The sequence below is a fragment of the Roseateles chitinivorans genome (genome assembly GCF_002761755.1).
In the GTDB taxonomy this organism is placed as follows: Bacteria; Pseudomonadota; Gammaproteobacteria; order Burkholderiales; family Burkholderiaceae_C; genus Roseateles; species Roseateles chitinivorans.
In genome coordinates this window covers 1-13179 of the sequence record NZ_PEOG01000069.1, presented here as the reverse complement: position 1 = coordinate 13179, position 13179 = coordinate 1, and the positions used below count along the sequence as shown (strand labels likewise).

13 protein-coding genes are annotated in these 13179 nt (G+C 70.4%); 5 read left to right on the top strand and 8 right to left on the bottom strand.

Annotated elements, in window-relative coordinates; translation table 11 throughout:
• Nucleotides 1–6 precede the first annotated feature (6 nt).
• From CS062_RS20380 to CS062_RS20365, 4 genes are all read right to left on the bottom strand, one after another.
• Nucleotides 7–846: an enoyl-CoA hydratase family protein gene (locus CS062_RS20380; RefSeq protein WP_099863391.1), complete on the bottom strand. Its 840-nt coding sequence runs from the start codon at nt 844–846 to the stop codon at nt 7–9.
• A gap of 98 nt (nt 847–944) precedes the next feature.
• On the bottom strand, nt 945–1460 hold the full coding sequence (locus CS062_RS20375) for a MarR family winged helix-turn-helix transcriptional regulator (protein WP_099863390.1): 516 nt from the start codon (nt 1458–1460) through the stop codon (nt 945–947).
• Nucleotides 1460–2248 (bottom strand): SDR family NAD(P)-dependent oxidoreductase, encoded by a 789-nt coding sequence (locus CS062_RS20370; RefSeq protein ID WP_099863389.1) that lies wholly within the window; start codon nt 2246–2248, stop codon nt 1460–1462. The genes CS062_RS20375 and CS062_RS20370 overlap by 1 nt, the downstream gene beginning before the upstream one ends.
• 58 nt (nt 2249–2306) lie before the next feature.
• Complete coding sequence (locus tag CS062_RS20365; RefSeq protein ID WP_099863388.1) at nt 2307–4655, bottom strand: bifunctional salicylyl-CoA 5-hydroxylase/oxidoreductase; 2349 nt, start codon at nt 4653–4655, stop codon at nt 2307–2309.
• A gap of 232 nt (nt 4656–4887) precedes the next feature.
• Here CS062_RS20365 and kynB point away from each other — a divergent pair, with 232 nt between their 5' ends.
• The 5 genes from kynB to CS062_RS20340 all read left to right on the top strand — a co-directional run bounded on the left by kynB (nt 4888) and on the right by CS062_RS20340 (nt 10283).
• A complete protein-coding gene (gene kynB, locus CS062_RS20360) occupies nt 4888–5523 on the top strand; it encodes an arylformamidase (RefSeq protein WP_099863387.1) in 636 nt (211 codons plus the stop codon).
• Between the two features lie 77 nt (nt 5524–5600).
• On the top strand, nt 5601–6905 hold the full coding sequence (kynU, locus tag CS062_RS20355; protein ID WP_099863386.1) for a kynureninase: 1305 nt from the start codon (nt 5601–5603) through the stop codon (nt 6903–6905).
• 47 nt (nt 6906–6952) lie between these two features.
• Nucleotides 6953–7807 carry a tryptophan 2,3-dioxygenase gene (gene kynA / locus CS062_RS20350; protein WP_099863408.1) on the top strand — a complete coding sequence of 285 codons (855 nt, stop codon included), beginning with the start codon at nt 6953–6955 and terminating at the stop codon, nt 7805–7807.
• 120 nt (nt 7808–7927) lie between these two features.
• Entirely contained in the window at nt 7928–9745 is a 1818-nt protein-coding gene (locus CS062_RS20345) for an aminopeptidase P family protein (protein WP_099863385.1), read from the top strand.
• A gap of 256 nt (nt 9746–10001) precedes the next feature.
• On the top strand, nt 10002–10283 hold the full coding sequence (locus tag CS062_RS20340; RefSeq protein WP_143742427.1) for a hypothetical protein: 282 nt from the start codon (nt 10002–10004) through the stop codon (nt 10281–10283).
• A gap of 30 nt (nt 10284–10313) precedes the next feature.
• On the opposite strand, the gene CS062_RS20335 is transcribed toward CS062_RS20340, so the two are convergent.
• The 4 genes from CS062_RS20335 to CS062_RS20320 form a co-directional block, all read right to left on the bottom strand.
• Entirely contained in the window at nt 10314–11144 is an 831-nt protein-coding gene (locus tag CS062_RS20335; RefSeq protein ID WP_099863383.1) for a LytR/AlgR family response regulator transcription factor, read from the bottom strand.
• Nucleotides 11141–12238, bottom strand: coding sequence for a sensor histidine kinase (locus tag CS062_RS20330; protein ID WP_099863382.1), 1098 nt, complete (start codon nt 12236–12238; stop codon nt 11141–11143). Before CS062_RS20330 ends, CS062_RS20335 begins: the two co-directional genes overlap by 4 nt.
• Nucleotides 12239–12419: 181 nt before the next feature.
• A complete protein-coding gene (locus CS062_RS20325; RefSeq protein WP_099863381.1) occupies nt 12420–12674 on the bottom strand; it encodes a hypothetical protein in 255 nt (84 codons plus the stop codon).
• Nucleotides 12675–12796: 122 nt separating this feature from the next.
• The coding region (locus tag CS062_RS20320; protein WP_199174301.1) for a hypothetical protein at nt 12797–13179 on the bottom strand (383 nt) is incomplete at its 5' end.

The following is a 13179-nucleotide window of genomic DNA, read 5'->3' as shown; positions in this document are numbered from 1 at the left end:
CCGTCCTCAATCGCCCTTGAATTCAGGCCGCTGTTTGGCGACGAACGCGTGATACGCGCGGTGGAAGTCCTGCGTCATCATGCAGATCGCCTGGGCCTGCGCCTCGGCATCGATCGCCTCGTCGACGCCCATCGTCCATTCCTGGTGCAGCATCCGCTTGGTCATCGCATGCGCGAAGTTCGGCCCGGCGGCGATCTCCGCGGCCCAGGCCACCGCCTGCGCCTCCAGCGCGTCCGGCTCGGCCAGCCGGTTCAGGAAGCCCCATTGCAGTGCTTCCTCGCCGCCGAGGCTGCGTCCGGTATAGAGCAGGTCCGACGCCCGGCCCTGGCCGACGATGCGCGGCAGCAGCGCGCAGGCGCCCATGTCGCAGCCGGCCAGTCCGACGCGGGTGAACAGGAACGCCGTCTTGCTGCGCGCGGTGCCGACACGCAGGTCCGAGGCCATCGCCATGATCGCCCCCGCGCCGGCGCACACGCCGTCGATCGCGGCCACCACCGGCTGCGGGCAGGCCCGCATCGCCTTGACCAGGTCGCCGGTCATGCGGGTGAAGGCCAGCAGGTCCGGCATCGACATCGCGGTGAGCGGGCCGATGATCTCGTGCACGTCGCCGCCGGAGCAGAAGTTGCCGCCCGCGCCCTGCACGACGAGGGCATGCACCTCGTCGACGTAGGCCAGCGTGCGGAACAGGTCGCGCAGCTCGGCATAGGACTCGAAGGTCAGCGGGTTCTTGCGCTCCGGGCGGTTCAGCGTGATCACGCCGACCTCGCCCTCCTGCCGCCACGCGAAGTGCTGCGGTTCGAAGCCCTTCAGGCTGCGCCGGTTGCCGCTGATGAGATGCTGGTCCATCGATTCATGCTCCTTGATTCGTTCCCCGGCGACCGATGCGCCGCACCGGTCGCCGCCTGTTCATCGCGCGCGACGCACGAGGCCGCTCTCTCCGGCGGTCATCGGCGTGCGGCATCCAGCTGCGCGAGATGGCCCTTCAGCCCCGCGAGCAGCGCGTACACCTGGGTCTTCTGTTCGGGGGACCAGCCGGCCAGCAGCTCGACGATCCAGCCCTCGTGCGTCGCCGCCATGCGCTTGAACTGGCGGCGGCCGGCCGGCGTCAGCCGCACGGTGACGCTGCGCCGGTCCGACGGATGCGGCTCGCGCACGACCAGCCCCTCGGCCTCGAGCTGGTCGGTGATGCCGGTGACATTGCCGCCGGTGACCATCAGCCGCTGCGACAGCTCGCGCATCGTCAGGCCGTCGGGGCTGCGCTCGAGCTGCGCCAGCAGGTCGAAGCGCGGCAACGTGGTGCCGAAGTCGTTGCGCAGCCGCTGGCGGATCTGGTCCTCGATGCGCGTCGTGCAGGCCAGCAGGCGCAGCCACAGGCGCAGCGCCTGATGGTCGCCATCGTGCAGCCGCGACTCCAGGTCGGGCACGAGTTCCGGACCGAGGTCCTCGTCGCTGTCCCGCATCACATCACCTCCCCGCCGGCGACCGCGATCGCCTGGCCGGTGATCGATCCGCTGTCGCGCCGGGCCAGCCAGGCCACCGAGGCGGCGACCTCGACCGGGTCCACCAGCCGCCCCTGCGGATTGACCGCCGCCAGCTCGGCGCGGGCCTCCTCCGGCGAGCGACCGGTCTTGGCGACGATGGTGTCGATCGCGCCGGCGACGATGTCGGTCTCGGTGTAACCGGGGCAGACCGCATTGACGGTCACGCCCTTGCGCGCGGTCTCCAGCGCCAGCGCGCGTGTCAGCCCGAGCACGCCATGCTTGGCCGCGCAATAGGCCGCGACATAGGCGTAACCCTTCAGGGCGGCGGTGCTCGCGACATTGACGATGCGGCCGAAGCGGCGCTCGGTCATCGCCGGCAGCACCTCGCGGCTGCACAGGAAGCTGCCGGTGAGGTTGACGTCGAGCAGTCGCCGCCAGGTCTGCAGCGAGGTCTTCGCGAACGGGGCGGTCTCCACCTGGCCGGCGTTGTTGACCAGCAGGTCGACCGGCCCGGCCGCCTTCACCGCTGCGGCGAAGGCCTCGCGCACGCCGGCCTCGTCGGCGACGTCGCAGACCTGCAGCTCGACCGACGGACCGCCATCGACGCTGAGCCGCTCGCGCTGGGCCTGCAGGCGATCCAGCCGGCGCCCCATCAAGGTGACGCGCGCGCCGTCGGCGATCAGCGCCTGCGCGATCGCGGCGCCGATGCCGGAGCCGCCGCCGGTCACGACCGCATGCAGTCCTTCGAGGGGATAAGGGTTGCTCATGCCGCCTGCCTGTCCATGGTTGCGGGAATGCCCATCGATCCGTGCCGCCGCGTCGCGCTCAGACGCCGAGCGCCCGGTTGGCCTGTTCCTGCGCCGCGGCGCCGCCGCCGGCGGCGCGCTGGCGTTCGAAGTCCCGCTCCAGCTGGCTCTTGCCCGACAGGTACTGCAGCGGCCAGTCCAGTCCCGGACCGGACAGGTAGCCGATGCGCGCGGCCTCGGTCAGCGTCCAGGCCGGATTGGCCAGGTGGGGCCGCGCGACGGCGCACAGGTCGGCGCGACCGGCCGCGATGATGCTGTTGACATGGTCCGCCTCGGAGATCGCGCCCACCGCGATCGTCGCGATGCCGGCGCGGTTGCGCACGCTCTCGCTGAACGGCGTCTGCCACATGCGGCCGTAGACCGGCTTCTCGCGCTTGCTCACCTGGCCGGAGGACACATCGATCAGATCGGCGCCAGCGGCCTTGAAGGCCTCGGCCATCGCGACCGCATCCTCGGGCGTCGTGCCGCCGGGCACCCAGTCGCAGGCGGAGATCCGCACCGACATGGGCCTGTCCTGCGGCCACACGGCGCGCATCGCCAGGAACACCTCGAGCGGATAGCGCAGCCGGTTCTCCAGCGAGCCGCCGTAGGCGTCGTCCCGCTGATTGGTCAGCGGGGACAGGAAGCTCGAGAGCAGATAGCCGTGGGCGCAGTGCAGTTCCAGCCAGTCGAAGCCGGCCTCGGCGGCGCGCCGGGTGGCGGCGACGAAGTCGTCCCGCACGCGGTCCATGTCGGCCCGCGTCATCGCGCGGGACCACTGGCTCACGCCCTCGAGGTACTGCTGTGGCGAGGCCGAGATCAGCGGCCAGTTGCCGTCTTCCAGCGGCTGGTCGATGCCCTCCCAGGCGACGCGGGTCGAGCCCTTCGCGCCGGCATGACCGAGCTGCATCGCGATCTTGGCGGTCGAATTCGCATGCACATGGTCGACGATGCGCCGCCAGCCCTCGCGCTGCGCATCGTTCCACAGGCCCGGGCATCCGGGCGTGATGCGGGCGTCGGGCGAGACGCAGGTCATCTCGGCGAAGACCAGGCCCGCGCCGCCCATGGCGCGGGCGCCCAGGTGCGCCAGGTGGTAGTCCGCCGGCTGGCCGTCGACACAGGAGTACTGCGCCATCGGCGAGACGACGACCCGGTTCTTCAGCATGGTCCCGCGCAGCCTGAAGGGCGTGAACATCGGCGGCACCGCGCGGTCCAGGCCCGCGCGCCGCGCCAGCCAGGCTTCGTACTCGCTGACATAACGCGCATCGCGCAGGCGCAGGTTCTCGTGGGAGATCCGCTGCGAGCGCGTCAGCAGCGAGTACGCGAACTGCTCCGGCGCGAGGCGCGCGTGGCGGTCGACGTTCTCGAACCACTCGGTCGAGTTGCGCGCCGCGTTCTGGATGCGCAGCACCTCGATCGAACGCGTCGCCTCGTAGTCGTCCAGCGCGGCGGGCAGGCTCTCGACGCCGCCGCCATGGCGTTCGATGTCGCGGGCCAGCGCGATCGCATCCTCCAGCGCCAGCTTGGTGCCCGAGCCGATCGAGAAATGCGCCGTGTGCGCGGCATCGCCCATCAGCACCACCGGCGCGCGGCCGTTGTGATGCACCCAGCGCTTGCAGACGACCCGCGGGAAGCGGATCCACTGCGCCGATCCGCGCAGGTGCGCCGCGTTCGAGATCAGCGGATGGCCGTCCAGGATCTTCGCGAAGAGCCGCTCGCAGAAGGCGATGCCGTCCTCCTTGCTCATGTCCTCCAGGCCGGCCGCGCGCCAGACCGGTTCGGGCGTCTCGACGATGAAGGTCGAGTGGGTCTCGTCGAAGCGGTAGGCATGGGCCTGGAACCAGCCCCATTCGGTCTTCTGGAAGTCGAAGGTAAAGGCATCGAAGAGCCGCGTCGTGCCGAGCCAGACGAAGCGGCACTGCCGCAGGTCGATGTCGGGCTGGTAGGTCGCCGCGTACTTCTGGCGCAGGCGGCTGTTGAGGCCGTCGGCCGCGATGATCAGGTCCGCATCGATGTCCGCGTCGTCGACGACCTCGGTCTCGTAGCGGATCGCGACGCCCAGGGCCTCGCAGCGGGCGCGCAGGATGTCCAGCAGCTTGCGGCGGCCGATGCCGCAGAAGCCGTGCCCCCCGGACACCAGGGTCCGACCGTCGATGTGGACGGCGATATCGTCCCAGTGGTTGAACGACTGCAGGATCTGCTCGGCCGTCTCGGGATCGGCCTCGCGCAGCGCCGCCAGCGTCTGATCGGAGAAGACCACGCCCCAGCCGAAGGTGTCGCCGGCGCGGTTGCGCTCCAGCACCGTGACCTCGTGGCCGGGGTTCTGCCGCTTCATCAGCAACGCGAAGTACAGGCCGGCGGGTCCGCCGCCGATGCAGGTGATGCGCATGTGGGGAAGCCCGGCGGACGCCAGGCGAGGACTGCTTGACGGGATCACTTTAGGCCTGGATAGTTGAGGTGTCAACGATCTGCCGGATCCCAGATAACCCTGAGGTGATCGGCGTCGTGGCGCCGGGCGGCTTGCGGAATCGATCCCGCCTTGTTGGAATTAACCGACACCACGGCCCCGGACCACGCGCTAAGGTGCGCGCCGTCGTGCCGAGGGCCGGCAGGAGCAGCAGATGAAGTCAACACGCCCGTCCCTGTGGGACATCTCGCCGGTGGTGGCGCCCGACGCGCCGATCTTCCCCGGCGACGAGCCCTACGCGCTGAAGTGGACCGCCCGGCTGTCGCCGGAGTGCCCGGTGAACCTGAGCGCGATCACGATGTCCCCGCATGTCGGCGCGCATGCTGACGCGCCGCTGCATTACGCCGATGGCGTCGCGAGCGCGGCCGAGGTGGCGCTCGATCCCTACCTCGGCCCCTGCCGCGTGATCCATGCGATCGGCTGCGGCCCGCTGATCCGCATCGAGCACCTCGAGCATGCCGCGCGCGACTTGCCGCCCCGTGTGCTGGTGCGCTGCAACGAGCGCGCCGACACCCACTGGAATCCCGACTTCAGCGCCTACGCGCCGGAGACCGTCGAGTGGCTCGCGGCGCGCGGCGTCAAGCTGATCGGCCTGGACACGCCCAGCGTCGATCCAGCCACGAGCAAGACGCTGGACAGCCACCAGCGCCTGTTGCGCCTGGACCTCCGGGTGCTCGAGAACCTGGTGCTCGACGAGGTGCCCGAAGGCGACTACGAACTGATCGCGCTGCCGCTCAAGCTCGCCGGCGCCTGCGCCTCGCCGGTGCGTGCGGTGTTGCGCTCGCTGTGAGCGCGGTCGTCGCTGCGCGCGCTGCACCACGTCCCGCCCCCCTTCCGCCCTTCCCCTTGCATTGCCCTGGAATCCCCATGACGACAAGACAAGACTGCCTGGCCCTGGACGCCGCCGATCCGCTGGCGACGCTGAAGGACCAGTTCTCGCTGCCCGCCGGCACGCTCTACCTCGACGGCAATTCGCTCGGCGCGATGCCCAAGGCGACCGCTGCACGCGTGCAGCAGGTGATCGCCGAGGAATGGGGCCGCGACCTGATCAAGAGCTGGAACACCGCCGGCTGGATGGACCTGCCCGGGCGCATCGGCGACAAGATCGGCCGGCTGATCGGCGCCGCGCCGGGCGAGACCATCGTCGCGGACTCGACCTCGCTCAACCTCTACAAGGTGCTGACCGCCGCGCTGCGCATCGTCCGGGCCGATGACGCCGCCGGTCGCCGCACGGTGATCGTGTCCGAGCGCAGCAACTTCCCGACCGATCTCTACATCGCCGAGAGCCTCGCGGAGCAGCACGGCATGACGCTGCAACTGGTCGATCACGTCGACGAGATCCCCGCCTTGCTGAACGACCGGCTCGCGGTGCTGATGCTGACCGAGGTCAACTACCGCACCGGCCGCAGGCACGACATGAAGGCGGTCACCGCCGCCGCGCACGCCGCCGGCGCGCTGACCGTCTGGGACCTGGCGCATTCCGCCGGCGCGATCCCGGTCGACCTCCACGGCGCGGACGCCGACTACGCCATCGGCTGCGGCTACAAGTACCTGAACGGCGGCCCCGGCGCGCCGGCCTTCGTCTGGGCGCATCCGCGCCATGCGGACCGCTTCTGGCAGCCGCTGTCCGGCTGGCTGGGCCATGCGTCGCCGTTCCAGTTCAGCGCCCGCTACGCGCCCGCGGCCGGCATCAAGCGCTACATCTGCGGCACGCCGGCGATCCTGTCGACGGCGGCGCTCGAATGCGGCGTCGACACGCTGCTCGCGGCCGAGCCTTTCGGTGGCATGGGCGCGCTGCGCGAGAAGTCGATCGCGCTGACGGAACTTTTCGCCCGCCTGGCCGAGGAGCGCTGCGGCGAGCACGGCGTGTACGTGGTCTCGCCGCGCGACGCCGCCCAGCGCGGCAGCCAGGTCTGCCTGGCGCTGAAGGCGCCGCTGCACGAGGCGGGCTATGCGGTGGTGCAGGCGCTGATCGAGCGCGGCGTCATCGGCGACTTCCGCGCCGGCGATCCCTCGCGACTGGACCAGGTGCCGCACATCCTGCGCTTCGGTTTCACCCCGCTGTACATCGGCTTCGCCGACGTGTGGGACGCGGTCGAGCATCTGCAGCAGGTGCTGGCCTCCGGCGAATGGCGCGAGGCGCGCTTCAACAAGAAGGCGGCAGTGACATGAGTTGCCCGATGGGACATGGGAAGCCGGACGCGACCACCGCGACCGGCATGAACGAGGCCGCCGCGCCCGGCGGCGAGGCGATCGTCCGGGAGGAAGGCGCGCAGCTCGACTTCTCCAAGGACATGAGCTACGGCGACTACCTGCACCTGGACCAGGTGCTGAGCGCGCAGCATCCGCTCTCGCCGGACCACAACGAGATGCTCTTCATCATCCAGCACCAGACCTCGGAGCTGTGGATGAAGCTGATGCTGCACGAGCTGCACGGCGCGGTGACGCAGGTCGCCGCGGACCAGTTGCCCGAGGCCTTCAAGATGCTCGCCCGCGTCTCGCGGATCATGGAGCAGTTGGTCCACGCCTGGGACGTGCTCGGCACGATGACGCCGCCGGAGTACTCGGCCATCCGGCCCTACCTCTCCAACAGCAGCGGCTTCCAGAGCGCGCAGTACCGGCGCATCGAGTTCATGCTCGGCAACAAGAACGCCGCGATGCTCAAGCCCCATGCCCACCGCGCCGACCTGCTGGCCGGCGTGCAGGCCGCCTATGAGGCCCCGTCGCTGTACGACGAGGTGCTGCGCCTGATGAATCGGCGCGGCATCGCGGTGCCGGCCTCGCGCCTGGACCGCGACTGGACCCAGCCGTATGCCGCCGACGACGGCGTGAAGGCGGCCTGGCTGGAGGTCTATCGCGATCCCAAGGCGCATTGGGACCTGTACCAGATGGGCGAGGAACTGGTCGATCTCGAGGACGCGTTCCGGCTCTGGCGCTTCCGTCACGTCACGACGGTGGAGCGCGTCATCGGCTTCAAGCGCGGCACCGGCGGGACCGGCGGCGTCAGCTACCTGCGCAAGATGCTCGACGTGGTGTTGTTCCCGGAGCTCTGGGCGCTGCGCACGGAACTCTGAGCGCACCGGCCCCCGCTTCCGGAAGGAAGTCATGGGGGCCTCACTTCTACAATCGGCGGCTTCGGCGCAGGGCCCACCCGGCCGCCGCGCTCCACGCCCGTCAACCCGTCGAGGCCCGCCATGGACACCCGCCTTTCCGAGATCAAGCTGCGCATCGCCAAGCTGCGCGACGCGCTGCGCAACGCCGGCGCCCACGCCATCCTGGTCCCCTCGGCCGACCCCCACCTCTCCGAATACCTGCCGCGCCGCTGGCAGGCCCGCGAGGTGCTCTCCGGCTTCACCGGCTCGATGGGCACGCTGGTCGTCACGCTCGACGATGCGCAGCTCTTCGCCGACAGCCGCTACTGGACGCAGGCCGAGCGCGAACTCGCCGGCAGCGGCATCGCCCTCTTCAAGATTCCCTCCGGCGCCTCGGTGCAGCACATCAGCTGGCTCGCGGACCGGCTGCAGCCCGGCCAGACGCTGGCCGTCGACGGCCAGGTGCTGGGACTGTCGCTCGCTCAGCAGCTGCGCTCGGCGCTCGGCGCCAAGGGCGTGCGCATCGACACCACCCTCGACCTGATCGACCAGGCCTGGGATGAGCGCCCCGGCCTGCCCGACGCGCCCATCTACGAGCATGCCGCGCCGCAGGCCACCGTCAGCCGCGCCGACAAGCTGCGGCAGGTCCGCGAGGCGATGGCACGGCACGGCGTGACGCACCACCTGATCTCCAGCGTCGACGACGTCGCCTGGCTGTTCAACCTGCGCGGCTCGGACGTCACCTACAACCCGGTGTTCCTGGCGCATGCGCTGCTCGACGCCAGCGGCGCGACGCTGTTCGTTCAGCCCGGCAAGATCGACGCCGCGCTCGCGCAGCGCCTGGCCGCCGACGGCGTGCGCCTCGCTCCCTACGCCGAGGCCCGCGCCACGCTCGGCGCACTGCCGGCCGATGCCAAGGTGCTGATCGATCCGCGGCGCGTGACCCTGGGCCTGCGCGAGTCTCTGCCGGCGACCGCCGCGGTCGTCGAGGCCATCAACCCGAGCACCTTGCTCAAGAGCCGCAAGAACGCCGCCGAGGCGCAGTTCGTCCGCCAGGCGATGGAGCAGGACGGCGCGGCGATGTGCGCCTTCTACGCCTGGTTCGAAGCGGCGATGGCCCGGGGCGAGGCGATCTCCGAGCTCACCATCGACGAACGGCTGAGCGCCGAGCGCGCCAGACGGCCGGGCTTCGTCGGCCTGTCCTTCCCCACCATCGCCGGTTTCAACGCCAACGGCGCGATGCCGCATTACCGCGCCACCGAGGACGCCTTCTCGCGGATCGAGGGCGACGGCCTGCTGCTGATCGACTCCGGCGCGCAGTACCTGGGCGGCACGACCGACATCACCCGGGTGTGGCCGATCGGCCGCATCACCGACGCCCACCGCCGCGACTACACCCTGGTGCTCAAGGGCACGATCGCGCTGTCGCGCACCGCCTTCCCGCGCGGCACGCTGAGCCCGATGCTGGACGCCATCGCCCGTGCCCCGCTCTGGGCCCATGGCCTGGACTACGGCCACGGCACCGGGCATGGCGTCGGCTACTTCATGAACGTGCATGAAGGTCCGCAAAGCATCTCCAAGGCGGTGCCGGACGCCAACATGGCGATGGAGCCGGGCATGATCACCTCGATCGAGCCCGGCCTCTACCGCCCGGGCCAATGGGGGGTGCGGATCGAGAACCTGGTGCTGAACGTGTCCTTCGACACCCCCGAACAGGGGCAGTTCGGCGAGATGCTGGCCTTCGAGACGCTGACGCTGTGCCCGATCGACACCCGCTGCATCGCGGTGGCGCTGCTGTCGGACGACGAACTGGCGTGGCTGAACGCCTATCACGCCGAGGTGCGTCGCCGTCTGGCGCCGCTGGTCGACGGCGAGGCGCTGGCCTGGTTGAACACCCGTACCGAGCCGCTGGGCCGGTGAGCCCGGCGCCGGTCGCAAGGGGGCTCGCCCCCCCGGGCGACCGCGCTTGCGACGGATGGCGGAAAAGCGCGGCTGAGCCGCGCTTTTTTACGTGCGGCCTCGCTGGAAGCCCCTGGAGCCGCCACCTAGACTTGTTGCAGGCTGTCGGCTCGCGTGCCGTTCGATGTCTTCATCGCCGAGGCATGTCCGGCGAACCGGGCGGGCGATCCGGCGGCCCACGCAGAGACCAGGACCAGAAGACTTCGAGGAGCAGGCCATGGATACCAGACTCTCCCAGGCATGGCACGGTTGGCGCCTCCATGCGCGAACCGGTTCGCCGACCAATGACGAACGCTCGTTGCATCGCTTTTCCGACGGCGCGATGCACACGGTGCTGATGGCAGCGGTCATCGCGGTGGCCGTGATGGCGGTGGTGCAGATGATCAACGTCGGCGTTCAGATGTGGCAGCTGGAGCCGGTCGTCGTGCAGGGCAAGGCGCAGAACCTGCCGCTGCCGGCGGCGCCCCAGCCGCTCGAGCCGGCGCAGCCTTCGCGCTGAGCGCCGACTGCGCGCCGGACCGCCGGCGCGCTACATCTGTCGGAACAGGTGCAGATAGCTGCGGCTGACCGGCAACACCTCGGGGCGGGCCTTCAGATGGAGGTCCGCCGTTTCATTGGGGCCGCGGGTGACGTGGCTGATCGCATGCAGGTTCACGACCACCGAGCGGTGGACCTGCACGAAGCGCTGCGGATCCAGGCGCTCGATCAGTTCGCGGATCGGCGTGCGGATCAGCGCCTCGCCTTCGGCGGTGACGACCAGCGTGTACTTCTCGTCCGAACGCAGGAACAGGATCTCGTCGACTGGGATCAGCTTCAGCGTCGATCCGACCGAGGCCCGTATCCATTGCAGCGGGCCGGTTTCGGCGGCCAGCGCGCCGCCGGCCGGCACGGTGGATGCCGGCGCACGCGCCATCCGACGCGCCAGTTCATCGATGACCGCCTCGAGCGCCGCCGGATGCGCCGCGCCCAGCCCCGGGCGACCGGCGAGCCGCTCCTTCAACCGGCCGATCGTGTCGGCCAGCCGCGCCTCGTCGACCGGCTTGACCAGGTAGTCGATCGCGCCGCGCTCGAAGGCCTGCAGCGCGTATTCCTCGAAGGCGGTCACGAACACCACCTGCGCCTGACGCGCGATCTGTCGCGCCGCCTCCATCCCGTTGACCCCGGGCATGTGGACATCGAGGAAGGCGATGTCGGGTCGGTGAAGCTCGAACAGCTCCACCGCCTCGCGGCCATTGCGGGCCTGCGCGACGACGCGCAGCTCCGGCCACAGCAGCGCCAGGCTGCGCTGCAGGCTGTCGCGCAGCAGCGGTTCGTCGTCGGCGATCAGGGCGGTCGGCGCGGGGGAAGCTGCGGCACTCATCTCGATGCGGGGGTGAAACTCAGTTCGGCGCGCAGGCCGTGCGGGCGATTCTCGGTCAGCGCCAGCGCCGCACCCAGGCCGTAGAACAGCGTCAGGCGCTCGCGGAGGTTGCGCAGGCCGGTGCCGGTGCCCATCGTCTGCGTCATGCCCACGCCGGTGTCGCTGACCCACAGCCGCACCTGACCATCGATGCGTTCGCCGCCGACCTCGATGCGACCGCCCTCCTCGCTGGGATCGATGCCATGGCGCACCGCGTTCTCGACCAGCGTCAGCAGCGCCATCGGCGGGAAGCGCAGGCTGCCGAGCTCGGGCGGCAGATCCACGAAGAAGTCCAGCCGATCCGGCATGCGCAGGTGCATCAGTTCGAGGTAGGCGCGCACCAGGGCCAGCTCGTCCGACAGCGTCGTGCCGTCGCCCTGCAGGCGCGGCATCGCGGCTCGCAGGTAGGCGATCAGGCTGCGCAGCACCGGCGCCGCCTGCGGCGAGCCGGTCTCGACCAGCGCCCGGATGTTGGCCAGCGTGTTGAACAGGAAATGCGGCTCGACCTGCGCCTGCAGCAACCGGAGCCGGGCGTCGAGCGCCTGGCGTTCGAGCTCGCTGCGCTCCAGCTCGAAGCTGAGCGCCTGGCTGCGGGCTTCGGCATCGCGCTGGCGGTACAGCGCGCCCATCGCCAGCAGTGGCCCCACCACCAGACCGGAGCCGGCAATCCAGAGGAAGCCGAGCATCCGGGATTCGGACTCGACGAAGCTGGAGAAGTCACCGCCGACGGCGACCATGTAGACCGCCAGCGTGGCCAGCGGTACGGCCGCGGCGACCACGACCACCTGAAACAACCACCGCGCCCACCATCGCGGCAGCCGGCGCGGCCACTGTCCGGCCGCGGAAAAAGCCAGCAGCGCCAGCATGCCGACGAACATCGTCCGCCCCAGCAACACCGGGAACGGCGTGATGAAGATCGGTTGCAGCGCCAGCGCGAAGACGGTGGCCAGCGCGAGCGCCAGCAGGACCCGGTGCGGCGTCAGGTAGGAGACGAAGCCGTGCCAGGCAGGATGCGCCGGTTCGGGCGGGCTGGCGGGAAGGACCGGGGTCGACATGCCCGCACGATAGCGGGGGCGCGGCGGTGATCCAAGGGTGTAGCCGGTCTGGCGCGACGAAGCACGGGTTGAGCCGGTCGAGCCACGGACACCGGGCCGGCAATCGCCCCCTCGCGCAAGGCCGACGGCGCGGATACCCGCGGCAGCGTCGCGAGGAAGTCGTCGAACAGCGCGTCGGCCTTCATGCGTACATCCCGATGCGGCACATCACCGCTTCCTTGCCTGCGCTGATCGCGAAGCGCAGCGCCTCGGCCGGGGTCGCCCAGCCGTAGCCGCCGGCCAGGTTCTCGTCCCGGAAGGCCTCGCGCTTGTTCAGCGCCGGGCTGCCCTCGACACGCATCACCACCACCGCCGCCACATAGCCGAACTGGCGCGGACGCTCGATCGCCCCGGCATAGATGCGGTAGTCCCCGGTCTCGACTTCGGCGAAGTGCATCGCTGACTCCTTGAACGCGCAGCGGCCGGAGAGGCCGCGATGGAGTCAACTTTGCGCGCTGGAACGCTTGCTGCCTACCCGACTGAGGAGGGCCCTCGGAAGGGGGAGACGCGTCGCGCGACTCAGAACTGGTTGTTGGCGATCGCGGTGTACTCGCGCAACTCGGCGTCGACGACGCGCTTGGGCGGCACGTCCGCGGGGCGCTGGCCCAGGGTCGGATGGACGACGTCATAGGCCCGGCGCTCGGCGGGCGAGATGACGCCGTTCTGGTCCGAATCGGCCTCGGCGTAGACGAGGTTGGGCACCAGGCTGATCGGCTCGGGGAATTTTTCCTCGGTGGGCGTGACGGCCGCCCGCGCGTTCGACGGCTGGAAGGAGGTGCTCTGGGCGGTGACAGTCGTCGGCGCGCTGGCCGTCCGCGAGGAAATTTGCTGTTCGGCGGCCTGGGCAGCAGCCTGGCGGGCGGACGCCTGCTGCGCCGCAGCCTGTTCCTCGGCCGCCTGGG